The sequence below is a fragment of the Streptomyces sp. NPDC058371 genome (assembly GCF_042723265.1).
GTDB lineage: Bacteria > Actinomycetota > Actinomycetes > Streptomycetales > Streptomycetaceae > Streptomyces.
In genome coordinates this window covers 1,571,970-1,596,021 of the sequence record NZ_JBHXJC010000001.1, presented here as the reverse complement: position 1 = coordinate 1,596,021, position 24,052 = coordinate 1,571,970, and the positions used below count along the sequence as shown (strand labels likewise).

Genomic DNA, 24,052 nt, shown 5'->3' with positions numbered 1-24,052 from the left:
GAAGCTCACGGCGGTCACACCCCATCAGAGAATCCGAAGCACACCGCGAATACCGAAGTGCAGAGAAGAGTGTTCGCGTCCTGCGGCCAGGAAGCGTTCTTCGAGGGCCACGTCCACGCGCTGTCCGTGCTGGGCGGTGCCCCTCGCGGCAAGGTCCGTTACGACAACCTGAAGGCCGCGGTCGCCCAGGTGCTCGGGTTCGCCCGGCTGCGCCAGGAGAGCGAGCGGTGGACCGCGTTTCGCACGCACTGGGGCATTGAGAGCTTTTACTGCAGGCCAGGACTTGAAGGCGCCCATGAGAAGGGTGGTGTCGAGGGGCAGATCGGGTACTTCCGGCGCAACCACTTCGTCCCCGTTCCCGAGGTCGCCTCGCTGGCCGAGCTGAACGAGATGGTCGACCGGTGGGATCTTCAGGACGAAGGCCGCAGGATCCGTTCGCGGGCGAGGACGGTGGGCGAGTACTTCGCCGTCGAGGCGCCGTTGCTGAAGCCGTTGCCGACCGAGCTGTTCGAAACCGGGCGGCTGTTCACGCCGCGGGTGGACCGCTACAGCCAGATCGCCGTCCAGACCAACCGCTACTCGGTTCCGGTCCGGCTGATCGGCAGGACGGTGCGGGTGATGCTGCATGCCAATCACCTCATCGTCTACGACCAGGGCACCGAGGTCGCCCGCCACGAGCGGCTGAGCACGAAAGCCGGCTTGCGCCTGGAGCTGGACCACTATCTGGAGGCACTGATCCGCAAGCCCGGTGCCTTACCCGGCGCCACTGCCCTCGAACAGGCCAAGTCCGCAGGGAAGTTCACGCCGGTCCATGACGACTGGTGGGCGGCAGCCCGGGCGGCCCACGGCGACAAGGACGGCACCAAGGCCCTGATCGAGGTCCTGCTGCTGGGGCGTCACATGAGCCACGAACACATCGTCGCCGGGCTGGCGACGGCCCTGCGGGCCGGCGCGTTGACCGCGGACGCGGTCGCCCTGGAGGCCCGCAAGGCCGCTGAGGCCGACGAACTGGCGGCCTCCGCTCCCGCCCACGTCTCTTTGCCCGAGCCGTCTGGGCGGCAGCGGGCGACGGTCACCTTCCTGTCCGACTGGCGGATGGCGCACCTGCCGTCCGACACCCGGCCGCTGCCCTCGGTGGCCCCTTACGACCAGTTGTTACGACACCGCCGCCCAGGCGGTGCCCCTGCCACCGAGGGAGAAGCGACGTGAGTGCCCAACGCCAGCACGGCCTGACCGAACAGGCCGCGGACACCGCCATCGATCAGGCATGCCGGATGCGCGGCTGCCCACTATCCGGGGCCAGTTCCCCGACCTCGCCGAGGCGGCGAAGCGCGATCAGATGTCCTACAAGGGATTCCTCGCCGAACTGCTGCTGGCCGAGTGCGACAATAGGGCCCGCCGCCGCTCGGAACGGCGCATCAAGGCCGCCGCGTTCCCGCGCGAGAAGTCACTGCGGGCGTTCGACTTCGACGCCAACCCCAACGTCGACGCGGCCACGATCAACACCCTCGCGACCTGCGAGTGGGTCAGGAAGGGACAGCCCCTCTGCCTGATCGGCGACTCCGGCACCGGCAAATCGCATCTGCTGATCGCGCTGGGCACGGAGGCCGCGATGAAGGGCTACCGCGTCCGCTACACCCTCGCCACGAAACTGGTGAACGAGCTCGTCGAGGCGGCGGACGAGCGGCTGCTGACCAAGACGATCGCCCGCTACGGACGCGTCGATCTCCTCTGTATTGACGAATTAGGGTATTGGAGCTTGATCGCAGGGGCGCCGAGCTGCTGTTCCAGGTCCTGACCGAGCGCGAGGAGAAGAACAGCGTCGCCATCGCCTCCAACGAGAGCTTCGGCGGATGGACGAAGACGTTCAGTGATCCGAGGCTCTGCACGGCCATCGTCGACCGGCTCACCTTCGACGCGGCCATCATCGAGACCGGCACGGACTCCTACCGCCTGGCCCAGACCAAAGCCAGAGCCGGACAGGCCCCTGGCCAGCAGCCTCAGACCAGCTGAACGCTCGAGTCGAGCCCATCGGTTGATGTGAGCCCTTCGATGAACGACTCGAAGTCCGGAGCGAGGACGAGGTCGCTTTCCGCATCGGTGTCGAACCACGTGACCGAGGGATCGCCTTGCCGGCCGCAGGCCCGGTAGTCGAGCGCGACCCAGCAGTGCCCGTCGCCGGAGAGAAGGACAATCGGCGCCGGAAGGTCCCACTCCTCAACCAGATATGGCGTGTCCAGAAGCGATGTCATCCGCTCGCGTCGGCCGATCCCCATCAGGTCACCGAACGGCACGTGGTTCTCGCTCCACGATGTCGGCACCCGAGTGGGAAACGGGTTCCAGCGATCCGCCACCGCACCGCCGTTCTGCACCCGCAAAAGCGTCAGTAGCGAGGCAGGAAGCGAGATGCCGAGAAGGCGTTCGGCATCTTGAACCATCTCATCCGTCAAGGGCGGCTGGACTCCGTAGTCGTCGTGTTTCCAGAACGATGCCCTGACCTCATCGAAGCGCGTCACGATCAGCATCGTATGGCTCGGAGCCCGACGCACAGAGATGACAACCAAACATCCGAGCGACACTAAAACTCGGCGACATCGATCAAGCCGCATGGCTCCAAGTGACATCGCAACTCAGCGACAAACGACATCCCCAACAACCGGCACAGCCATGCAGCCGCTTGATGTCTCTCTTTGCGCCGAAGGACACGAGGACGAAGGCGCGCGGCCCCGCACCCTGGACTTCGAGCACCGTGCCGATTCCGTACTTCGTGTGCTCGACGGACATCGCGTCACCGCGGAATCCATGCTTCGTGTACGGCTGGTCACTGACCTCGTTCGAACACCCATCGGGCGATGCCCACGCACTTGAAAGTGCCTTTTGTAAGCTCTCCCTTACTCACTCATGATGGTGTTACGCACTACTAGTGAGGTGAAGAAGGAAGATGGTTGAGCAGGAAACGCACCCCGAGGGGGCTCAGGTCGTCATCGAGGTCTGGTCCGATCTGGGTTGCCCGTGGTGCTATGTCGCTAAGCACCGGCTCCGGACCGCGATCGAGCAGCGCCCGGACGCGGATCGGTTCAAGGTCGTGATGCGGTCCTTCGAGCTGAACCCGGCCGCGCCGAAGCAGCCGGAGACGATCGAGGAAGCCTTCATTCGTGCCCACGGCGGAACCGCCGCCCACTTCATGGCAGCAGAGCGGCAGATCCAGGCGATCGCCCGCAAGGAGGGCCTCGAGTTCACGCTGGACCGTCTCAGTGCCAACACCTCCGACCTGCACCGCGTGGTGCAGTACGCCAACGACGAGGGGCTGGGCTTCGAGTTCTTCTCGACGGTCCAGGACGGCTTCTTCGTCGGCGCCCTCAACCCTTACGCCCCTGACGCCCTGGCCGGGGTCGCGGAGTCGGTCGGGCTGGACGGCCGGCGAGTGCACGCGATCCTCGCGAGCGGTGAGTACGCCGACCGCGTACGCGCTGACCGGACCGAAGGTGTGGAGCTGGGCGCGACCGGTGTCCCGTTCGTTGTGCTGGACCACCGGGTCGCTGCCCCGGGTGCCCAGAAGGTTCCGGTCTACGGCCAGCTGCTGGAGCAGGTGGCCGGGCCTGTCCCGAGCGAGCGTGCGTCGTGAGCGAGCCGAAGGGGTGCCTCCAGATCGTGGCGGTCCCTGCCGGCGGGTTGTGCGAGACCGACACCGGGGTCTGCCACATCGACCCCATCGACGAGACAGGCGGCGCTGAGGCTCTCGACGAGACGGCCGCGGGCGACGCGCCCGGCGCTGCGGAGCGGTGAGCCACCACGGCCGCCGCGGTTCGTCTACGCGCTGACTGCGGCCTTGCTTCGGCCGACTCCGGTCAGCTCGCTGGCCGCCCGGTTGGCGGCGATCTCGCGGTGGTGGGCGGCGGCCCAGCCGGCCATCGCGATGACCGCTTCCATCAGCGACCGGCCCAGCTTGGTGAGCTCGTACTCCACCCTTGGAGGGACCTCGGGGTATGCGGTCCGGGTGATCAGCCCATCGCGCTCGAGGTGCTTGAGTGTCTGGGTCAGCATCCGCTGAGAGATCCCCGGGATGCTCGCCTGCAAGTCGGAGTAGCGCAACGGACCGGCGTTCAGGGTGCTGATGATCAGCACGGTCCACTTGTCGCCGATGCGGTCAAGTACCTCGCGAATGAAGGCGCTGTTCTCCGGCCATGTCTGGCATGGACCTGCGATCTGTCGCGCTGACGCCATCTCGACAACCTCTCATCTGGTGTGCAACCGCACTACCAGTATGTAACACCCTCGGGGCGACCACACGCCAATCCACGACAACAGCCCCTCGTGCGCGCCCGCTCTCGGATCACTGGAGCGCGCTCGCAACCACTCCGAAAGGACCCAACTCATGTCGTACCTGCTTCACATCGACTCCTCCTCGCTCGGCGAGGCCTCGGTCTCACGCCAGGTCGCGCAGTCCTTCCTCGAGGGCTGGAGCGGCGACGTCGCTCACCGCGACCTGGCTACTTCGCCCGTGCCTCATCTATCCGCGGCCGGCATCACCGCCCGCGCCACCGCCCCCGCTCAGTACACGCCCGAGGAGGCCGAGGCGGCCGCGATGCAGGACGCGTTGATCGAGGAGTTCCTCGGCGCGAGCGCCTATCTCTTCACCGTCCCGATGTACAACCTGACGATGCCGTCGGTGTTCAAGGCGTGGCTGGACCAGATCATGGTCTTCGGCCGCACCATGGACTTCGAGGCTCCCTCGCCGGCTGCCGGTCGTCCAGCGGTGGTGATTTCGGCGCGGGGCGGCGGCTACGGTCCCGGCGCACCCAAGCACGGCTTGGACTACGTCGTGCCCACTCTCGAGGCCGTGCTCGGCCGTGAGGACATGCTCGGCCTCGACGTCACCACCGTGATCCCCGAGCTGACGATGGTGCCCCACGCCCCGGCTCTGGCCGCGCTGCTGCCGAGGCACGAGGAATCCATGGCCAGCGCTCACCACTGCGCCCGCGAGCTCGCCGCCACGATCGCCGACGGTACGACCGCCGCCTGAGCCCCGAATCGACCGTGGAGTACCGCTCGTGACTGATCTGCTCGCGTATACCTCCTCGAACAGGCCGCTCAGCGTGACCACCGCGTCCGAGTACTCGTGCGCGACCCAGACTCGGTTCAGCCGGCGGCGGGGTGACTCAAAGGTCGCAGCCAACCAAGCGCATCCGACTTGTCTGACTTCTTCGCCAATCCCGACCTGACCACGTTCACCCGGCTCAACGAACTCGGCCTCGAAGCCACCGGTCAACGGCTCGAAGCCGACCGTGCTGTACTCGCGTGCCGAGTCGTCGAGCCGGACCGGCGCTGCCTTCGATGCGGCTGCGAGGGCGTCCCACGAGACACCGTGACTCGCAAGTTGGCCCACGAGCCAATGGGCTGGGCGACCAACGACACTACTGGTCATGGTGCGTCGCTACCGCTGCACCAGCTGCGGCCACGTGTGGCGTCAAGACACCTCCCTCGCCGCCGAGCCCAGGGCGAAGCTGTCTCGGCGCGGGCTGAGGTGGGCCCTGGAAGCGATCGTCGTCCAGCACCTAACCATCGCTCGCGTTGCCGAAGCCCTCGGCGTCGCCTGGAACACAGCGAACGTCGCCGTCCTCGCCGAAGGCCAGCGGGTGCTGATCGACGACGAACACCGCTTCGACGGGGCGACCGCCAAGCTTGTCGAGCAGGAGGTCACGCAGAGCGTCGATGTCCGCGTCGAGTGCTACGTCGATCTCGCGTCCGGCCCGTGCATCGTCGTAAGCCCACGGTTGGCCGGTCGCGTCGCTCGACAGGGGTAATGATCTCGGTCAGTGCTTTCGGGACGCCGGTGCTAATCGCGGAAATGAGTATGGCCATCTGGTCTCGGCCTCGGCGACGGTCCTCGTGGCGGCTTCCGGACTCGTCTACGCCGAGTTCGGCATCGGCAGCGCCCTTGCCGGCGCCGCCTGCGCCTGGCTCCCGCAGAAGTTCTCTCTGCGCGCCCGCTACGTCTCGTTCGCTGCGATCCTCTGCGCGGGCATGCTGGTCCTCTTCATCGGCGCCCAACTGGTGTCCCTCCCCGCCGCGGTGGCGGTCGCGAGCTTCACCGTCGCGCCCTACATGATCAGCTTGTATGCGCTGACCGAACGTCTCGCCCCCGCCGAACGGGCCGCGGTCGCCATGACCATCCTGTGCGCTGGCGGCCCCCTCGGAACAGCTGCCGGACAAGCCGTCTCCGGCAGGCTCGCAGACGCTCAAGGCGTCGACGGCGCACTCCTGGTCGCTCTCATCGTCGCAGCGGGAGCACTCCTCCTCGCACTTTCGGCATTCATGGCCGACCGACAGCGCAACATCTGGATCATCGACGTTCCGCCCCGCGAAGCGTCTGGTGATCCAGGAGCTTTCCGAGCATCCGCAGAACGCCCATTGAGCATTAATTGAGTGTTTGGTCCGTGGCTGGCTTTTGGTCCCCGCGCCACTTCGAAGCGGAGTCACCGGTGAGTCTGCGTGCCCTCAGTACGTGTTTCTGAACCCTGATCGGCCACCGGAACGGTGCTCATCGTTTCGGCCTGGACCCGGCTCTGTCACGAACAATCAGGGAACGAGACTGGAGGAGCATCAACCTCAACGCGGCGATGCCCCATGGTGCGGTTATCCCCACCGCCAGGGGGTGGCCTACCGGATGGGCAATGACATCGGTGCGCGGCGATCGTGTGTCACAGAGACGGCTTGATGGCCACGCATGACGAAGGGACACCTCATCGATGCGCATCCTCCTGATCGGGCCGCCCGGAGCTGGCAAGGGCACGCAGGCAGCGCGCCTTGCCGCGCATCTGTCGATCCAGCACATCTCCACCGGTGACCTGTTCCGAGAGCACATCGGCCAGGGCACCGAGCTCGGGCAGAACGCCCGCGCGTACATACGCGCCGGCCTTCTGGCACCGGACGAGGTCACAATCGAAGTGATCAAAGAACGCCTTGCGCACCCGGACACCGATCGCGGATTCCTGCTGGACGGCTTCCCCCGCAATCTTGCCCAGGCGGAGGCACTGGACGGCATCCTGGCTGACTCGAAGTCGAGGCTGGATGCCGTGCTAGACCTGGAGATTCCCGAGGCCCAGGTGGTCAGGCGGATCGCTGGACGACGGCTGTGCCGTCAGGACCGCGAACACATCTTCCACGTCCACTACAGCCCTCCTGAAGTGGACGGAGCCTGCGACGTCTGCGGGGGTGAGCTGTACCAGCGAGATGACGACCGCGAGACAACCGTTCGTAAGCGACTGGAGGTCTATCGCAGTGAAACGGCGCCGGTCGTCGACCACTACCAAGCTCAGGGCCTGGTGACCACGATCTCGGCCCTCGGCCAGGTCCAGGAGGTCCTGGACCGCGCGCTGGTCGCGATCGGCCACGGTCACGTCGATACCTCTGGCGCGTCAAGCTGCTGACCCCTCCGCTGGGAAGGTGCGGGGCTGCCGCCCCTGACGACCGCCGCCGAGGTACGTGAGACCGATCCTCGCAGCACATGTCGCCCAACCCGGCCTGGTCGTCGTCGACGTTGCCGCCCACGACGACGAGACGGCGTTCGCCGTCCGGGCGCGATCGCCAGCCTGTGGGCAACCTCGCCAGCTGAGGCAGCTTGCCATGACCCCGGTCAGCCGGGCGTACGGCTGCGCCTGTACGCCGATCTGCGCGAGGTCCTCCCCCGGCCCGACGGGGCATACGAAAGGACTGGCCCGTCACCACGGGGGGAGTGACGGGCCAGAACTTGCGTCCACGGTGCCGCAGCCGCCTGCGACCTGCGGGCATTCTGGGCGACTTCGCCAAGCGCTGGGACATGACATCTCCTCATTTCGAACCGCTGCGTCTCGAATTAAGGTAGGCTCCATGGTCATGGATAAGCAACCCCCTTCGGAGTCCCGTCCTGGACGCAAGCGCAGCGAGGAGAGCCGGATGGCGATCCTGGTCGCGGCGTTCGAACTGGTCGGCGAGGTCGGCTATGCGGGCTTGACGATCGAAGGAATCGCGCACCGCGCCGGATGCGGCAAACAGACGATCTACCGCTGGTGGCCCTCCAGGGCCCACGTTCTCCTCGAAGCACTCGCGGTGAAAGCCGATCTGTACGTCACGAACGCCGACCACGGCTCCTATGCCGACGACGTACAGGCCTTCCTGGAGGACACCTTCCGGCTCGGCCGCCAGCAGCGCGTCGCCGACATCCTGCGCGTCTTGATGGCGGAGGCCCAGATCAACGAGGAGTTCGGCCAGCTCTTCCGCAGCGCCTTTCTGCAGCGCCGGCGCGACGCGCTCCAGGTCGTCCTCGATCGGGCCCGCACACGGGGCGACCTGCCGCCCCGTCCAGCTGCGTCCACCGTCCTGGACATCGTGTTCGGCACCTTGTGGTACCGCCTCCTGGCCACGCACGAGCCCATGGGCGACGACCTCGTCGAGGACATCACGGCCACCCTCACGCAGGCCGCACAACCCCCGACCAACACAGCGATCGACCTGGGAGACCAGCAATGACGCTTCCCCGCACCATCCTCATCACCGGCGCCACCGACGGCCTCGGCCTGGCCCTGGCCGAACGCCTGGCAGCCGACGGCGCCGATCTGATCCTGCACGGCCGCAACCAGGCCAAACTCGACCGCATCACAGACCAGTTCACGGCCCGCGGCGTATCCAGGCCCCGAACCGTGACCGCGGACCTCGCCGACCTCGACCAGGTCCGCCGCATGGCCACTGAGATTCGCGCATCGGTGGACCGACTCGACGTACTGGTGAACAACGCCGGCATCGGCAGCGGACAACCGGACGGCCGCACCCGCCGCACCAGCGCCGACGGCTACGAGCTGCGCTTCGCCGTCAACTACCTCGCCGGCTTCCTGCTCACCCTCGAACTCCTGCCACAGCTGCGCGCGTCAGCGCCGGCCCGCATCGTCAACGTCGCCTCCATCGGCCAACATTTGCTCGACTTCGAGAATCTGATGCTGGAGCACGACTACGACGGCCTCCGAGCCTACGGTCAGAGCAAACTCGCCCAGATCATGTCCGGCTTCGAACTCGCCGCACGCCTGGCCGCCGACGAGGTCACGGTCAACAGCCTCCACCCCGCCACCTACATGCCGACCAAGATCGTCCTCACCGAGATCGGACACAGCATCGACACGCTGGAAGAAGGAGTGACCGCCACCCGCCGGCTCGTCACCGATCCGGCACTCGCCGGCACCACGGGGCGCTTCTACGACCGCACCCGCGACGCACGCGCCCATTCCCAGGCATACGACAGAGAGGACCGACTGCGCCTGTGGCAGGCGAGCCTGGAACTCACCAAAGCCGAGAGCCCCCTGTGCTGAGTGCCGCTGAAGCTGAGGCCGTGGACATGGTCGCCACCCTGCCCCACGCTCGCAGGACCAAGGGCCGCAGACTACGGCCCTTCGTGATCAACGCTCGACCTTTCTGGCTTCAGGCACGTTCCCCTCGGCTGGCCGTTTCATCCAAGCCTGACGTAGCCGACGGATGACAGGGTTCTCGTATGAGCATCAGCCAGCATCGCGCGAGAGCGTTCATGGCCTCGCACGCACGAGTTCTCGATCAGCGTCGCTTTGAGGCCGTCACCACCGACAGCGACGCGGCTCGGCAGGCCATCATCCACGGACTCGACGCCTACCGAAACCTTGATGGCGGCTACGGATGGGGACTCGAACCGGACCTTCGCACACCGGAGAGCCAGCCGGGAGGCGCCCAGCACGCGCTCGAAGCGCTCGCTGACGCCGGCCCTGCAACTTTGCCGCACACGGCAGCCCTCCTCGACTGGCTCGACTCCGTGACTCTGCCCGATGGCGGGCTGCCGTTCGCGCTCCCGATCAGCGACCCCGTGGCGTGCGCCCCGTTTTGGGTGCAAGCGGATCCCTCGGAGACATCGCTGCAAATCACGGCCGCGGTGGCGACGCAGGCGTATCGCGCCGCGCGCTGGGATGAAGCCGTACGAGACCATCCATGGCTTGCGACGGCGACACGGTACTGCTTCGACGCGATTCGTCGGATCGACGAAGCGCCCTTTGCGTACGTCCTCTCCTTCGCGCTCCAGTTCCTCGACATCGCAGTCGACACCCACCCAGAGGCGAGTGATCTGCTCGACCACCTCGGACAGTTCGTCCCAAAGAACGGGGCACTCGCCGTCGTCGGCGGGGCCGAGGGCGAGACACTTCATCCTCTCGACTACGCGCCCGAGCCCGGGCGACCGATCCGCGGCCTGCTCGACCCCCACGCTGTGTCGGACGACCTTGACCGGCTGGAACTCGGGCAGCGACAGGACGGCGGATGGGCAGTCGACTTCACCAGCTACTCGGCCGCCGCATCACTCGAATGGCGTGGCTACACGACGGTCAGAGCTGTCACTGTGCTGCGCATGAACGGACGCTGATCCTGACTCGCTCCGGCCGCAGAGCGCGATTCAGCCCTGTTCTCGTACAACTTGCCGCCATCCGACAAGTAGCTGTCGGTAAGCGTCGTTGCAATCTGTGACGCCCACACTTCCGCAGGGCTGCCGCTGTAAATGTCGGATTTACTGCGGCAGAGCCTCTACCGTGATCAACGCGACCTGCGGCGGACTCTCCGGCCACCGCAGGCGACGGGCGGGCATGGCGATCGAAACAGTGACCGAAAACAGTGACCGAACTCGGGAGCGGCGGCGCGCTCCGGCTGCCGCGCGCCCGGGTGGTGCCCCCGTCCGCCCCGCCGTCGTCGTACACCGCGAGCGGCACCACACCGGCGCGGGCATCGCGAGGTCCTGCGCGCCGATCTACCGGATCGCCAAGTGACGACCTCGAAGTAGGGCCGTGCGGGCGTATGTCCGCCGAGGCCGGCGGGCACGCTCGCCTCAGGCCACTGTCGACGGATACGGCCCGGAGGCTGCGCGGTGGCTCTCGGCGTTGATGCGCTGGGCTTCTTCGAGCTGGTCTTCGAGGATGACGATGCGGCAGGCCGCCTCGATCGGAGTGCCCTGGTCGACGAGCTCCCGCGCCCTGGCCGCGATCCGCAGCTGGTATCGGGAGTAGCGGCGGTGGCCGCCTTCGGAGCGGAGCGGGGTGATCAGCCGGGCTTGGCCGACGGCGCGGAGGAAGCTGGGGGTGGTGCCGAGCAGCTCGGCGGCTCGCCCCATGGTGTAGGCGGGGTAGTCGTCGTCATCGAGACGGCCGAAGGAGTCGTCTGCTGTCATCTCACCTCTCTGTGCAACGCATTGAGGGGCCCTGGTGCCGTCTGGCACCAGGGCCCCGAAGGAACTGCTACACCATCTGCCGGCCCTCGTGCTGCACCGGCCTACTTGAGTCCGTACGGCCGCCCGGGAGAGGGCGCGAAGTACGGGGATCGCGTATGCGTGACCGGAGACCACCTACCTATCGATGTCCTGTCGCACCCGGACTCCACTCTTCCGCCCGGGCGATCCTGATGGCGCGGGGCTCCTCCGTTCTTCCCTCGGAACTACGAACCACTACTGACGCGAACCACTTGTAACGCGACTACTGGTGGCCTCAAAAAGCGCCACTCTGTCCGGCAGCCAGCCCCGTCGCCCATCCTGCAACCGCTCCGGCTTAGAACCCCGCTGCCGAACCTCCCGGCACGCGCGCCCGCAGCCCGACGCCTTTACCGAGAACCCACTGACCACTGCTGGTACTGCCCACTGCACCTACGGGAAAAGCAACTGCGTGTACTGCGTCCTACTTATGGCGGCCCCTCAACTCCTCGGGCCGCCCGGTCCGGCCGTCAGTCCCGTCACCGTCCTGCCAAGGCTTGGCTCCGGAACTCCACCACCGCACCGTCCTGCGAACTACGTGTACTACATCCGGCAGTTCATCTCTGCCGGACTTGCTCGACCTGGCTACGAGAGAACCATAACCACGGCCACCACCCAATGTCTACTCCGGCCAACATAGATTTTTGAGTGTCATGGCGCAGATAACCTCGCCTGGACATCGAACCTCGGACGCGCCCCCACGGCCGAAGCACGGAATCCGGACGGGCATCCAACCTGCCGATGCGGCTGGCCCCGACCCCCGCCTGGAAGCTCACGACAAAGGCGAAAGCGGTCGCATCAACCCATGCGCTCGAGGAAACGCAGTCGGCCGCGACGTGACGCCGCCTCACGTTCCAGGTATCCGCTGGACGGTCTTGACCAGGCAAAACGGGCGCAGGACGTGATGTTGCGGGGATGTGGGGAAGAAGATGCGGCAACCGATGGGAGGTTGCTGTGGAGAGCAAGGATCTCGAATTGGGCGAACTGCTGGCCGCTGCTGAGGCCGCCCCGCCCGGTGAGTCCGTCGAGGTGGTGGCGCACGACCTGCAGAAGCGGTTCGGCGCGGAGTGCGTCTCTTTCCTGTTCGTCGACCTGATCGGCGAGCGGCTGGTACGTCTGATCGCGGCCGATGGTGCCGCCGAGGAACCCGGCGAGCCGATCGAGTTGCAGGGAAGCGTCTACGACCGCGTCCTGCAGAGCCAGCGCCAGCACGTGGAAGCGGACGAGCAGGGCGGCCGACGCGTCATCACGCCGGTCACCAACCGGGGCGACCGCATCGGCGTCCTGGAAGTGACCCTGCAGGCCGCCGACGACACCGTGCTGCGGCAGGTCCGCCACGCGGCCCACGCGCTGGCCTACATCATCGTCACGGACCGCCGCTTCACCGACCTGTACCACCTGGGTCGGCGCACCACCCGGACCAGCCTGGCCGCGGAGATCCAGCACCAGCTCCTCCCCTCGGCCCCCTGCTGCGAGGCCGCCGAATTCACCCTCGCCGCCGGGCTGATACCGGCCGACGACATCGGCGGCGACACCTATGACTACACGCTCGACCGCGACACGTTGCACCTGTCCATCACCGACGCCATGGGCCACGACACCAACTCCGCCCTGCTCGCCACGTTGCTGGTCGGAGCGCTGCGCCAGGCCCGCCGCAGCGGCTGTGACGCCCTCAAGCAGGCCCACCGTGCCCACCAGGCCCTGCTCGACCACAGCCGCGGCCTGGCCACCGGACAGCTGTTCTGCGTCGACCTCGACACTGGCCTGTGTGAACTGGTCAACGCCGGCCACCCCCGCCCCCTGCGGCTCCGCGAAGGCGCCGTGGAAGAGGTCGAGCTCGCCGTCAACCTGCCCTTCGGCGTGGCAGCCCCCAGCGCCTATCGCCTGCAGGAACTCCAACTGCTGCCCGGAGACCGCCTGGTTCTGCTCACCGACGGCATGCAGGAGCGCGGTGCGGGCGCCGTCGACCTGGCCGCGGTCATTCACGACACCCGCGCGCTGCACCCGCGAGAAGCCGTCCGAAGCCTCACCGCCGCGGTGCGCGATGCCTGCTACGGCAATCTCAAGGACGACGCCACGGTCCTGATACTGGACTGGCGCGGCAAACCCCACCCAGCAGCCCAAACCAGACCAACCCCGCACCGCTGACCCGCAACCGCCCGCTCACGAGCCGAGAGACCTCGGTGCGACCACCCGTGAGCTCGTTCTCAATCTTCCGGCCTCGAACGGCGTGCGGAACGCGTCAACTCTCTGCCGGATCTGTGCGGCACCCTCCCACTCCAGGGGCCCCGCTCCCCCGGCCGCGCCGGGCCGCCTGCCCGCGGTGAGACGTTCGGCAATCTCCGCGAGGGCTGTCGGGGCGGCATACACCGGCAGCCACGTCACCGAGCGGATGGTGTGCAGGAGCGTGCGGCCGGAAGGGCCGGTGAGGGCGTAGCGCCAGCCGGTGTCGTCGCTCCAGTGCCAGGAGGTGCCGACCGGTCCGGTGCAGCGGCCGCGGCCCAAGGCTGCGATCGCGGACATCCGCAACTGCCCGCGCCGGGTGGCGTGTTGGCCTGGGTGGGCAGCGCCCAAGGACACCATCCGGCCCGGGCTGATGCCGTCGGCAGTGAACGTGGCGCCGACTGCTGTGATGTACGGGTCGTGTGGCCAGGCGCCCGGCCATGCGCTGCGCACGCCGCGTCCTATGAGGCTTTGCCGAGCAGTGCCGCGGGTTCGATGACCACGGGCGTGGAGCGCGCGTTCGCCCACCTGTACTGGTGCCGCCGACTACGGAACCGCTGGGAGATACGCGACGACATCCACGAAGCCTTCCTCGCCCTCGGATGCACACTCATCTGCTGGCGGCGACTGCGCGCTCTGGCGAACGATGCCGTGGGCTAGCTGGCCGCAGCCAGCCGGTTGAGAACTTCCATGGGGGTGAAGCTCCAGCCGACCAGGCGTGGCCCGCTCCAGTTGATGCCGATCATGAGTCCATCCCGGGCGACATCGGGCAGTTCGCGATCGCGCCGTTGCAGCCGTCGCCGTGGTGGCCGCGCTGGTGTTGGCGACCGGGTGACCTGCCATGGGAGCCCGGGACGCGCCCGGCCCACTACGGAGGCTCATGACTGCGGCATCGCCGCAGCTGTCCCAGGACAGGGCCAAACCGGTCCCTACAGGGCTCCTCTTCCTGTCCGGCCTACGCCACACCTCAACCGCACAGGCCCGAGGCGGCCCTTGACCACACGGCCTGGGTCTTTAGGTGAGTGGCTCCGTGGCATCCGGTCACGGAGCCTCCGCAAGAAACCGTTTGGCGAACCACGGCGGCCGCTGCTAGCTTTCCGGAGGCCGTGCGAGAGAACAAGGAGGTGGTACCCGTGAACGTATCGACATGGGTGCTCTCCTCCGGGGTCACGGTCGGGCGATAGGTCGTCGTCCGGGAGCGCCGTTCCAGTGCACTCCCGAAAGGCACGACCATGCATTTCACTTCTGAGCAGCACCTCGATGACGGCGTCATTGAGCGCGAATTCACCCTCGGTGAGATCCCCGGCATCCTGTGGACGCCCGGATCCGCATCCGCACCGGCGCCGCTGATTCTCCTCGGCCACCCTCCCCTCGGACTGCGCAAGCTGTACCCCCGACTGGCGGGCCGGGCCCGGCACTCCGCAGCGGATGGCTTCGCCACGGCGACCATCGAGCTCCCCGGAAGCGGCGACCGGCCCCGTTGGCCCGCGGCCGAGCAGGCCCGCGCCGACCTCCGTCGGGCGATGGAGGCCGGCGAACCTGTCAGCGACGAGATCGTCGACGCCCTCATCCTCCCGCTGGTCGAAAAGGCCGTCCCGGAATGGCAGGCCGCACTGGACGCCCTCCTCTCGCTGCCCGAGATCGGCGGCCCCGTCGGGTACTCGGGTGGAGTGATCTCCATCGGCACCCGGCTGGCGGTGGTCGAGCCGCGTATTTCGGCCGCCGTCCTGTTCGCCGGGAGTTTCGTGCCTCGCGCCATATTCGAGGAGGCACGACAGGTCACCATTCCGCTGCATGTCCTGCTGCAGTGGGACGACGAAGGGAACGACCGGCAGGCGGCCCTGGACCTGTTTGACGCCTTCGGCTCCAACGAGAAGTCCCTGGAGGCCAATCTCGGTGGGCACACCGGCGTCCCGCAGTTCGCGGGGGACGCCGCGGCCCGGTTCTTCACCCGGCATCTGCGCTAGCCACAGGCCAGCCCCGCCCCCAGGGCAGAGACGGTAGGTAGGCGGTAGCGGCCACAGCACGCCGCTCATCAAGGACAGAGCCGGGCCCTTCTTGATGGCGGTGGCCGGCAGATGCACAACCGCCCCGACCGGCCGTTACCGGCCATCGGCCGTACCGGCCGGTCGGGGCGGCGCGAGGTGTGGACGCCTAGGTTCGGTGTCAAACGCCCGATTGGATAACGGGGCGACTGGCTTCACTGTCCAAGGACATTTGGGCAACGAGTCGCGGTGCGAGGTCTCATGAATGTTCGCGAGAAAATGGGACCTCGCGGTACCAGCAGCGCAATTTCAGAGCCGCCCGTCTGAGGTGATCATCACCTGCTGTCCGGATTGCTCGCCGCTACCTGGCGCGATGCCGAAACGGAGATGGCTCTCTGTCCGTGATCACGGGAGTTCCACGCTTCCAGACCACGCGGAACGGCTGTACTGGAAGGGGGTGTTGGGTCTACCTCTGTGGTGGTGCTGGGCCGCTGGCGGGCCGAGTGGGCCTTTCATAGCGTCGTGCTCATGATGAATCCGACGAACGAAGAACGAACAGGTGCCACCCGGCGGACGGCACTGCGTGGCCTGGGACTCGCGGTGGGGGGCATGGCACTGGCTACCGGGCTCGGAACCTCGTCGGCCGCAGCGGACCCGCGTCACGGGCTCACCACCTACGTGCTGGTGCACGGTACCCACAGCGCCGGCGCGTTCTGGATGCCGATCGCGCGGGAGCTGACGTTGCGCGGTCACCGCGTCGTCATGGTGGACCAGCCGCGGCATGGCGCGGAGGCTTTCGTCCCGGAGTCGTATCAGCGGCAGGACCTCAAAGCGATGGCGGTCGAGCCTTCCCCGCTGAAGGGCCTCGGGCTGGAGGACTACGAGGCGCGCGTAACGGGCATCGTGCGCCGGGCGGCACGGAACGGCCCGGTGGTGCTGGTCGGGCACAGCCTGGGTGGCGTATCGGTCAGCCGTGTCGGCGACGCCGTCCCGCACCTGCTCCACCACATTTGCTACATGGCGGCCTTCTGTCCCAGCCGCGCCCTGCCCACAGCGGACGCCTGCACGGCGGCACCCGAGAACGCGAACGCCGTCAGCCCGGTCGAGCTGACGGTGGGTGACCCGGACCGGCTCGGTGTACTACGACTGAACTTCCGGACAGGTGACAGCCGTGAGTTGGCCCTTCTCAAGGAGATGATCTGCGCGGACTACTCCGACGCGGAATTCCGCCGGCTATTGGCCGGCATGCAGACCGACGAGCCCGTCGCCGCTTATGCGGGCCGAGCGGTCGGCCGGGCTGGTAGCTGGGGACGCATTCCCCGCAGCTACCTGCGTTTCGGCAGGGACCGGACGATCGCCACCGCGCTCCAGGACAGAATGATCGCGGAAGCCGACGCTTTCACGCCCGGCAACAGCTTCCGCGTGCACGACTTTCCCGAGGCGTCACACGTCGGCCCTCTGGATCCCATCCCTGTCGCAGAAATCCTGGACACGCTCGCAGGGCAGGAAGGATAGAGCACTCGAAGAAACCGCAGGCCAAGAGCCCCTCTGCCTGGGAGCGCCGGAAGCCGGACCAGTTCGTGGACAAGCGGCCGGGGGTGGGGGCGATCCCGGCCCCCTTCAAGGCCGGACAAGAAGCTGCGTGGAGTCGGAGAGGACGGTCCAGGCGGCCATGGTGGTCGCCGGCGCCGACCACCTGCTGCCGTTCCCGCGGAAAGGCAAGGTAGAGCAGCTTGGTTCTCGATCCTCGGGGGGTGTCGCGGGACCGTTCACCTCGCCTGCAGCGCACCTCCGTGGTGCGATGGAACGGGGGTAGAAGGGAGAGAGTGATGGGCCCACCAGCAGCAGAGCGCAAGAGTGGCGCGACCCCGGTATCAGTCCGCCCGCTGGATGAGGCAGACCTGGATCGGGCCGATGAGATCTGCGGGCTCGCCTTCGGGACCTTCCTGGGGGCCCCTGATCCTTTCGGGACCGTCGACTACGTCCGCACCCGCTGGGCGGCCGATCCGCAGGCGGCATTCGCGGCGACGGTCGAGGGCGAAGTAGTGGGATCGAACTTCGCCGCCAACTGGGGCAGCGTCGGGTTTTTCGGACCGCTGACCGTACGTCCGGATCTGTGGGACAAGGGCATCGGCAGGCGTCTGATGGAGCCGGTCATGGACTGCTTCGACGCCTGGGGGAACCGCCACCTCGGCCTGTTCACCTTCGCGCACAGTCCCAAGCATCTTGAGCTCTACCGCCGGTACGGCTTCTGGCCCCGATTCCTCACAGCCATCATGAAGAAGCAGGTCACAGACGGTGCCGCGGTCCCCGGCAGAGTGCTCTACGGCGAACTGCCCGCCGCCGAGCGGCCCGACGCGCTGAGCCTCTGTCGCGAACTGACAGGAGCCGTGTACGAGGGCCTGAGCCTGGAACGCGAGATCGTGGCCGCGCACGCGCAGGGACTCGGTGACACCATCTTGCTCCATGGCGCCGGCTCCGAGCTCGACGGCCTGGCCGTCTGCCACTGCGGAGCCGGGTCGGAGGCCGGCGCGGACGTGTGCTTCGTCAAATTCGGCGCCGTACGCCCTGGTCCGGAGGCCGCCGACCGGTTCGAGCGACTGCTCGACGCATGCGAGCGGCTGGCCGCCGAGCGCGGGCTGGGGCAACTGGACGCCGGCATGAACCTGGGCCGCCCGGATGCCTACCGGCTCATGATCGACCGCGGGTTCCGCACCTGGTTGCAGGGCGTGACCATGCACAGGCCCAACGAACCCGGGTACAGCCACCCCGACGCGTATGTGATCGACGACTGGCGTTGACCACCGCCGCGCTCGGCCCGCCAGGAAGGCCCGGCGCTGTCAGAACCCGTGGATATTCCGAGCCAGTTCCGACGGCAAGACACCTCCTGGACCACTGTCGAAGTGCTGTCCGTTCTTGCGGATAAAGCCAGGTCGGCACGCGGCCGGCCGAGACGAAGGTCGCGGCAGCCAAGGCCGAGCACAGCAGGTCATGCAATTGCCCGATCCGACGCGGCTTGGGACGTTCATCGCGGGCGGCCCCGGCCGCAGGATCAGTGGTGAGACCGGCACTTTGCCCGCACCGGACGGGTGTTGGGAACGCTCGGGGGCCGATTGCTGGTGAGGCGGGCCGGGCAGACGTGAGCGCCCGGCGCGCATCCCTGTCCGATGGACCGCGACAGGTGCAGGCAGGAGCCGTCAACCGCCGTGTCACGACCTGTCGCATGCGACGCCTGCCGACCTATCGTTGCGATGGAGCGATTTTGGGGGCGCGAATCCGTTCGCGAAACACATTCGGTCATGCGGTAACCAACCCGCGCATATCAGGCTGACCGCGCTTCGGCGCCACGTCTCGCACACCCCGGACAGCCCCCACCGGCATCCCACCTCACAGCCTCTCCCGCCCGGAAGAGGCCGGCCATGCCTGCCCACTTGACGAAACTGCCTACATATAAGGGGAGTTAATCGTCGCCCAGCACCTGCTCGCACCAGATGACCTTGCCCGTCGTGGTCTGTCGGGTGCCCCATCCCTGGGTCAGCTGGGCAACCAGGAGCAGGCCCCGGCCACCCTCGTCGAAGACCCGCGCCCGCCGCAAATGGGGCGCGGTGCTGCTGGCGTCGGAGACCTCGCAGATGAGGGTGCGGTCGCGGATCAAGCGCAGTTGGATGGGGGCGGCCCCGTAGCGGATGGCATTGGTGACCAGCTCGCTGACCACCAACTCCGTGACGAACTGCGCTTCCTGAAGCCCCCACGTTTCGAGCTGGCCGACGGCCAGTTCCCTGGCGTCCACCACTCGCGCGTTGTCGGCGGGGATGTCCCAGGTGGCGACCTGGTCCGGGGACATGGCACGGGTGCCGGCGAGGAGCAGGGCAACGTCGTCGGCGGGCCGCTCGGGGTCGGGAAGCAGGGAGTTGATCACGGTGTCGCAGGTGATCTCCAGCGACTCCGCGGGCAGGGACAGTGCCTGGCGCAGCCGCTCAAGCCCATGGTCGAGGTCATGGTCGCGGGACTCGATCAAGCCGTCCGTGTAGAGGGCGAGCACGCTGCCCGCGGTCAGTTCCAGCTCGATGGACTCGAAGGGCAGACTGCCGACCCCGAGCGGTGGCCCGGTGGAGCCGGTGACCAACTCGACGCAGCCGTCGGGCGCGACGACGAAGGGCATCGGATGGCCGGCGGAGGCCAGGACACAGAGCCGCGAGATGGGGTCGTAGATGGCGTACAGGCAGGTCGCGCCGAGTTCGCCGGCGGCCGCCTTGTCGCCTTCGGCAATTCCGGCCTGTTCCTCACCGGTGAGGTGGATGACCAGGTCATCGAGGTGGGTGAGCAGCTCGTCGGGCGGGAGGTCGACGTCAGCCAGGGTGCGTACCGCCGTACGCAGCCGCCCCATGGTGGCGGCGGCATGGATGCCGTGGCCGACGACATCACCCACGACCAGGGCGACCCGGGTGCCGGACAGCGGGATCACGTCGAACCAGTCGCCCCCGACGCCTGCCCGCGAGCCGGCCGGCAGATAGCGGGAGGCGACCTCCAGAGCCGCCTGTCCGGGCAGCCGCTGTGGCAGGAGGCTGTGTTGCAGGGCCAGCGCGGTGGCGCGTTCGCGGGTGTAGCGGCGTGCGTTGTCGATGGCCACGGCGCCCTTGGCGACCACTTCCTCCGCGTAGGACAGCTCATCGGCCTCGAACGAGTCGGACCGTTCCGAGCGCCAAAAGGTGACCACTCCCATCAGTACGCCCCGGGCCCGCAGCGGTACCGAGAGCGACGAGCGCATGCCGAATTCGAGCAGCTTCTTGGCGCCGTCCGGGTCCTGGGCGCGCCAGTGGGTCGCGGTGCACAGGTCGGGTTCACTGATTGCCTGCCCACTGGCGAGGCTGCGGGCGTGGGGCGTATCGGGAGCCAGTGCGATGGTCGAGCCGGGCGGGTAGAGCGGGGCGTCGTCGCGGATGCCCCTCACGGCCACCCGGCGCAGCTCTGTGAGCTCGTCCGGCGATGGCTCGTCGCCCTGGAGAACCGGCTCCGCCAGGTCGACGGTGACGTAGTCGGCGAATCGGGCGGCTGCCACCTGCGCCAGTTCCTGCGCTGTCCGCTCCACGTCGAGGGTGGTACCTACGGCCACACTGGATCCGTACAAAAGTTCGAGGCGTGCGCGAGCCATCTCCGTGCGTTCGAGGCTCGTCTCCAGTGAACTCGCCATGGTGTTGAACGCGACTGCGAGGTCGCGGATCTCCCCCGCCCCGCTTTCCGGCATGCGGGTGGTGAGGTCGCCGTCGGCCAGCCGGCGGGCCTCGCCTGCTGCTCTGCGGATGGGCCGGACGATTGCGCGTGACTGGTACCAGGTGAAGGCCGCGATGAGGAGCACCGACCCCGCGAGCCCCGCCGCTGCTCCGGCGGCGGCCTGTCGGAGACTGGTGGCGGCGGCGTCCTCACGTACCGCGAGGGTGACTCGGGAAACCTGGTCGTAGGTGTCGAACAGGGTCCTCAACGAGTCGATGCGCCGCCGCCCGTCATGCGTCGTGGCGATGCTCGACGCGGAGGGATCTCCCCGGCGTACGGATTCGACGAGAGGAACGGAATAGTCATCGATGAAGGACTGCCCGTCCAGGACGATCGTCCTGGCGATGCCCTGCTGCCCAGGCGCGTCGGAGAGCCGCAGGAGTTCCCGGGCCTGCCCGGGGAAGGCGGCCCGCCCCGCCGTCCATGGCTGCAGAAACAGCTCCTGTCGGGTGATGACAAAGCCCCGCTGGCCGGTCTCGATGTCGAGGATGGTCTTCTCCAGTGCACCCGCCTGGACGAGCGATGCCCGGACGTGCTTACGCGCGTCCGTCGACGAGCGGACATCGCTCACTGCCTGCAGGAGCACGGCGAAAGTCACGCCGAGCAGCAAGGCGACCACACTGCTGGCGATGACTGTACGGAGAGTCAGCCCCCGTCTGGCACTCGTCGTCCTCGATCGGGTTGGCACCCGTGGCCTCATAGTTCGCCTGCTGACTAGCGAGATTTAAGGCGTTATTAACAAAAGTACCAAAAAGCGAGGCTGGTGCATCGGTCTTCAGCCCGGTCCGGGCAGGGCACGGAGATCAGGCAGGGGAGCACACGAACCGCACTGGCGGCGACCGGACGGTGAAGGCTTGGAGAGCCGGCATCGAAGACCAGTTCGGTGCCAGGACGGCCCGCAGGTTCCTGCCGTGGCGACAGCGGTGTACGTGTGGCGGCGCTCGACACGGCCGGGAGACCACTTCCCGCTCCAGGAGACGTGGCGTTCCCCGTCGCCGTAGCCGTCACCCATGCCGGTGCGCGGGTCCTGATCCGTCATCTTCCGCAGCCACGGCCGCCCGCACCCGTTGCTCCTCGCGAGCGGAGCCGACGTCCCGTTCCGGGAACAGCAAGATCAGCACGGCCTGCGCCACTCCCCCGAGTGCGATGACCCCGGCGTGCTCCAGGGCTCGCCCGACGCTCGTGGGCAGGGTGATGGTCACCAGCATGCTGCCGACCGTCGTCGCTGCGACGATCCCAGCGGTCGATCCGACGGCCCACGCCATTCCCGCGGCAAAGGCCCATACGGTCAGCAGTGGGAGGAACGTCACGAGTCGCCCCGCTGCCAGGTAGCCCGCGAAGGTGCTGAACGCCAGACCCGCGCCCGCGCCGAGCGCGATCACCTTGCGCGGACGCCAGGTGCGCTGGAAGGTGGCCGCACCCGCGGAGTAGGCACCGAGGGCGGCGGACGCGGCGTACACAGGGGAAACCAGCCACAGCGCCGGCCCGATGACGATCGCCACCCCAGCAGCCGTGCGCAGCGCGAGCAGGGGCTCCAGCCGCGTCTCCTCGATCGTGAGCCCGGATCGCACGACCTCCCTGAAGGTCCGCAGCCACCTCACCCATGTGGGGCTAGCCGGAACGCCCTGCCAGGGCGCGTCGGCCGCGCCACCGCCTCCTGACGGCACCGCGCTCGGACGCGCGCCCGGACCAACGTCCACCGACAAACCGGCACGCTCTCGCATACATCGGCGACCGACGATCACACCCCCAGCACCGGCCGTTCAGCCTCAGCGGCCGCGTACCGGCTCAAGAAGGGGCGACGGACCTGCCCTACCGGGACAACACCCGCCCCGTCATCGCCATGATCGACCCGTCGGCGCACATCGCGCTGCTGGTTGTGCCGGTATCGGTTCACTTCGAGGGCTGGTCACCGTGGCCTTGGAGCATGTGACGACGTTCCTGTTCACGCTTGGAGTAGGCGGCTGCCCGGATCGCATCGTCGCTCTCCAAGCCTGATCCCAGCGCGCCGCCCACGGTGGCGACCGAAGCGACGAACCAGGACAGCGTCAAGAACTCCTCGGCGTGCAGTGGGGTTCGTGTCACGGAAGCGAACGCTTGGTCGTTGAGGATGAAGAGCGCCCACACCAAGTTGATGACCATCAAACCCACGTAGCAGACGAGCACCCCGATACCCACGGTCACGACCGTCGAGGCGTTGTAGAGCCGCGCCCTCTGCCTCGCCTCCGGCGAGCTCTCTGCTGATTGATGCCACAGCTCCGCGTCTATGATCAGCCAGCCGATCATGAGCGCGACAGATCCGACCGTGGCGATCACGAGGCGTGGCACGCTCAGGGTCTCAGCCAGGCTCCAGACGGTGGAGTTCACGGTGGCGACTGCTCCTGTGGCGAGTGCGGCCGCCAGGGCTTTCGACAAGCCCGGCACCAACCGCCACGGCCGGTTGGCGCGGACCATACCGACGAGCACCCGCAGGTAACCGCGCGGCCCGCTGACGACGTACCGAAGATCGTCGGTCTGCCCCAGAAGCGGCTGACTTCGCGGAGGTCCATCAGCCTCAGTGGTTTGCCGACCCGCCAAGCCAAGCACGGCTTCTTCGACGGCCCGCCGGGCCCTCGTCTGCAGCCGCAGGCCCCCCAGTGAAGGAAGAGAGAGCAGCGCCAAGCCGTGTTCGTGATTCAGATTGACAGCGAGCTTGCGCCCGTGTGAGTGCAGCGGAAGGTCGGTGAGGGCCACGACGATGTCCCAGTTCTCCGCACTCCCGCGGTCCATGATCCGGTGCATCAAGGTGGGCGGGTCCTCGGTCCCTGCGGTGAAAGGCTCACTGACCACCTTGACGTCGAACCGTCGTCCCTGGCCCGACTTGTCGGCGAGCCGAGCAGAAAGTGTCCGGGCCATGCGCTGCGCGATCTCCGTCGGCGCGTCCGGATCCGCCAGGAGAGCCACGACCGTAATGCCCTGAGACGACACCCGCATGACTGGACCCTCTCGTCGGCTGCCCCGTGCTCCCAGGTGCCCATAGACGCCGCCGAGGTAACGTCGACGCCGCGTGACACGCTGGCCTCCGCCAGCGGGTACAGGCTGTACGGCCAAATCTCCCAGCCTTCCCAGCACAGGGCCTGCTCCCACCACCGGGCCGCGATCGCGTGCGCCACCGCGAAGACCCGCTAGGCCCCACCCCCGGCACGCACCGCACCCCGCGCCACCGACCACACCGCTTCGGTGTCCGGCCCGGGAGCCGGAGCCCTGCCACGCGGGAAAATCCAGAACGCCTGCGAGGCACAGCACTGCGTCCTGC

At 67.7% G+C, this 24,052-nt stretch carries 22 protein-coding genes and 4 pseudogenes; 18 read left to right on the top strand and 8 right to left on the bottom strand.

What is annotated here, in order from left to right; genetic code table 11:
- Window positions 1-57 precede the first annotated feature (57 nt).
- Window positions 58-1,209, top strand: a complete 1,152-nt coding sequence (locus tag ACFWM2_RS07030) for a hypothetical protein (protein WP_383273807.1) — start codon at window positions 58-60, stop codon at window positions 1,207-1,209.
- A 65-nt stretch (window positions 1,210-1,274) separates the two neighbouring features.
- Window positions 1,275-2,013, top strand: a pseudogene (istB, locus tag ACFWM2_RS07025) (IS21-like element helper ATPase IstB).
- Here istB and ACFWM2_RS07020 read toward each other — a convergent pair.
- Complete coding sequence (locus ACFWM2_RS07020; RefSeq protein WP_383273805.1) at window positions 2,001-2,516, bottom strand: SMI1/KNR4 family protein; 516 nt, start codon at window positions 2,514-2,516, stop codon at window positions 2,001-2,003. The pseudogene istB and the gene ACFWM2_RS07020 sit on opposite strands and share 13 nt — an antisense overlap.
- An 82-nt stretch (window positions 2,517-2,598) precedes the next feature.
- On the bottom strand, window positions 2,599-2,784 hold the full coding sequence (locus ACFWM2_RS07015; RefSeq protein ID WP_383273803.1) for a hypothetical protein: 186 nt from the start codon (window positions 2,782-2,784) through the stop codon (window positions 2,599-2,601).
- Between the two features lie 157 nt (window positions 2,785-2,941).
- Between ACFWM2_RS07015 and ACFWM2_RS07010 the strand changes: the two genes are divergently transcribed.
- Window positions 2,942-3,625 (top strand): DsbA family oxidoreductase, encoded by a 684-nt coding sequence (locus ACFWM2_RS07010; RefSeq protein WP_383273801.1) that lies wholly within the window; start codon window positions 2,942-2,944, stop codon window positions 3,623-3,625.
- Entirely contained in the window at window positions 3,622-3,786 is a 165-nt protein-coding gene (locus ACFWM2_RS07005) for a hypothetical protein (RefSeq protein ID WP_383273799.1), read from the top strand. Before ACFWM2_RS07010 ends, ACFWM2_RS07005 begins: the two co-directional genes overlap by 4 nt.
- A gap of 24 nt (window positions 3,787-3,810) precedes the next feature.
- Here the strand turns inward: ACFWM2_RS07005 and ACFWM2_RS07000 are convergent, their stop codons facing one another.
- A complete protein-coding gene (locus ACFWM2_RS07000; protein WP_383273797.1) occupies window positions 3,811-4,224 on the bottom strand; it encodes a winged helix-turn-helix transcriptional regulator in 414 nt (137 codons plus the stop codon).
- A 151-nt stretch (window positions 4,225-4,375) separates the two neighbouring features.
- Between ACFWM2_RS07000 and ACFWM2_RS06995 the strand changes: the two genes are divergently transcribed.
- The 9 genes and pseudogenes from ACFWM2_RS06995 (at window position 4,376) to ACFWM2_RS06955 (ending at window position 10,805) form a co-directional block, all read left to right on the top strand.
- On the top strand, window positions 4,376-5,023 hold the full coding sequence (locus tag ACFWM2_RS06995; protein ID WP_383273795.1) for an FMN-dependent NADH-azoreductase: 648 nt from the start codon (window positions 4,376-4,378) through the stop codon (window positions 5,021-5,023).
- A 168-nt stretch (window positions 5,024-5,191) separates the two neighbouring features.
- Window positions 5,192-5,741 (top strand): annotated as a pseudogene (locus tag ACFWM2_RS06990) (ISL3 family transposase); the annotation flags it as partial.
- A 148-nt stretch (window positions 5,742-5,889) separates the two neighbouring features.
- Window positions 5,890-6,426 (top strand): MFS transporter, encoded by a 537-nt coding sequence (locus ACFWM2_RS06985; RefSeq protein WP_383273793.1) that lies wholly within the window; start codon window positions 5,890-5,892, stop codon window positions 6,424-6,426.
- A 323-nt stretch (window positions 6,427-6,749) separates the two neighbouring features.
- Window positions 6,750-7,430, top strand: coding sequence for an adenylate kinase (locus tag ACFWM2_RS06980; protein ID WP_383273791.1), 681 nt, complete (start codon window positions 6,750-6,752; stop codon window positions 7,428-7,430).
- A 55-nt stretch (window positions 7,431-7,485) separates the two neighbouring features.
- Window positions 7,486-7,739, top strand: a pseudogene (locus ACFWM2_RS06975) (DUF6207 family protein).
- 136 nt (window positions 7,740-7,875) lie between these two features.
- Window positions 7,876-8,508 (top strand): TetR/AcrR family transcriptional regulator, encoded by a 633-nt coding sequence (locus tag ACFWM2_RS06970; RefSeq protein WP_383273789.1) that lies wholly within the window; start codon window positions 7,876-7,878, stop codon window positions 8,506-8,508.
- Entirely contained in the window at window positions 8,505-9,338 is an 834-nt protein-coding gene (locus tag ACFWM2_RS06965) for an SDR family NAD(P)-dependent oxidoreductase (protein WP_383273787.1), read from the top strand. The genes ACFWM2_RS06970 and ACFWM2_RS06965 overlap by 4 nt, the downstream gene beginning before the upstream one ends.
- Window positions 9,339-9,517: 179 nt before the next feature.
- The gene (locus tag ACFWM2_RS06960; protein WP_383273785.1) at window positions 9,518-10,408 is read left to right on the top strand and encodes a hypothetical protein; all 891 of its coding nucleotides are present in this window, start codon (window positions 9,518-9,520) and stop codon (window positions 10,406-10,408) included.
- 217 nt (window positions 10,409-10,625) lie between these two features.
- On the top strand, window positions 10,626-10,805 hold the full coding sequence (locus tag ACFWM2_RS06955) for a hypothetical protein (protein ID WP_383273783.1): 180 nt from the start codon (window positions 10,626-10,628) through the stop codon (window positions 10,803-10,805).
- Window positions 10,806-10,864: 59 nt separating this feature from the next.
- Here ACFWM2_RS06955 and ACFWM2_RS06950 read toward each other — a convergent pair whose 3' ends face one another.
- On the bottom strand, window positions 10,865-11,203 hold the full coding sequence (locus ACFWM2_RS06950; RefSeq protein WP_383273781.1) for a MerR family transcriptional regulator: 339 nt from the start codon (window positions 11,201-11,203) through the stop codon (window positions 10,865-10,867).
- A gap of 1,029 nt (window positions 11,204-12,232) precedes the next feature.
- Here ACFWM2_RS06950 and ACFWM2_RS06945 point away from each other — a divergent pair.
- Window positions 12,233-13,426 carry a PP2C family protein-serine/threonine phosphatase gene (locus tag ACFWM2_RS06945; protein ID WP_383273779.1) on the top strand — a complete coding sequence of 398 codons (1,194 nt, stop codon included), beginning with the start codon at window positions 12,233-12,235 and terminating at the stop codon, window positions 13,424-13,426.
- A gap of 15 nt (window positions 13,427-13,441) precedes the next feature.
- Here ACFWM2_RS06945 and ACFWM2_RS06940 read toward each other — a convergent pair whose 3' ends face one another.
- Window positions 13,442-13,954, bottom strand: coding sequence for a hypothetical protein (locus ACFWM2_RS06940; RefSeq protein ID WP_383273777.1), 513 nt, complete (start codon window positions 13,952-13,954; stop codon window positions 13,442-13,444).
- Between the two features lie 42 nt (window positions 13,955-13,996).
- Here ACFWM2_RS06940 and ACFWM2_RS06935 point away from each other — a divergent pair, with 42 nt between their 5' ends.
- The 4 genes from ACFWM2_RS06935 to ACFWM2_RS06920 all read left to right on the top strand — a co-directional run bounded on the left by ACFWM2_RS06935 (window position 13,997) and on the right by ACFWM2_RS06920 (window position 18,287).
- On the top strand, window positions 13,997-14,161 hold the full coding sequence (locus ACFWM2_RS06935) for a hypothetical protein (protein WP_383274259.1): 165 nt from the start codon (window positions 13,997-13,999) through the stop codon (window positions 14,159-14,161).
- A gap of 572 nt (window positions 14,162-14,733) precedes the next feature.
- Entirely contained in the window at window positions 14,734-15,468 is a 735-nt protein-coding gene (locus ACFWM2_RS06930; RefSeq protein ID WP_383273775.1) for a dienelactone hydrolase family protein, read from the top strand.
- Window positions 15,469-16,095: 627 nt separating this feature from the next.
- Window positions 16,096-17,001, top strand: coding sequence for an alpha/beta hydrolase (locus ACFWM2_RS06925; RefSeq protein WP_383274231.1), 906 nt, complete (start codon window positions 16,096-16,098; stop codon window positions 16,999-17,001).
- 314 nt (window positions 17,002-17,315) lie between these two features.
- Window positions 17,316-18,287: a GNAT family N-acetyltransferase gene (locus tag ACFWM2_RS06920; RefSeq protein WP_383273773.1), complete on the top strand. Its 972-nt coding sequence runs from the start codon at window positions 17,316-17,318 to the stop codon at window positions 18,285-18,287.
- A 659-nt stretch (window positions 18,288-18,946) separates the two neighbouring features.
- Here the strand turns inward: ACFWM2_RS06920 and ACFWM2_RS06915 are convergent.
- From ACFWM2_RS06915 to ACFWM2_RS06905, 3 genes and pseudogenes are all read right to left on the bottom strand, one after another.
- On the bottom strand, window positions 18,947-21,355 hold the full coding sequence (locus tag ACFWM2_RS06915; RefSeq protein ID WP_383273771.1) for a SpoIIE family protein phosphatase: 2,409 nt from the start codon (window positions 21,353-21,355) through the stop codon (window positions 18,947-18,949).
- A gap of 442 nt (window positions 21,356-21,797) precedes the next feature.
- Window positions 21,798-22,358: pseudogene (locus ACFWM2_RS06910) on the bottom strand (FUSC family protein); the annotation flags it as partial.
- Between the two features lie 292 nt (window positions 22,359-22,650).
- On the bottom strand, window positions 22,651-23,730 hold the full coding sequence (locus ACFWM2_RS06905; protein ID WP_383273769.1) for a hypothetical protein: 1,080 nt from the start codon (window positions 23,728-23,730) through the stop codon (window positions 22,651-22,653).
- Window positions 23,731-24,052 lie beyond the last annotated feature (322 nt).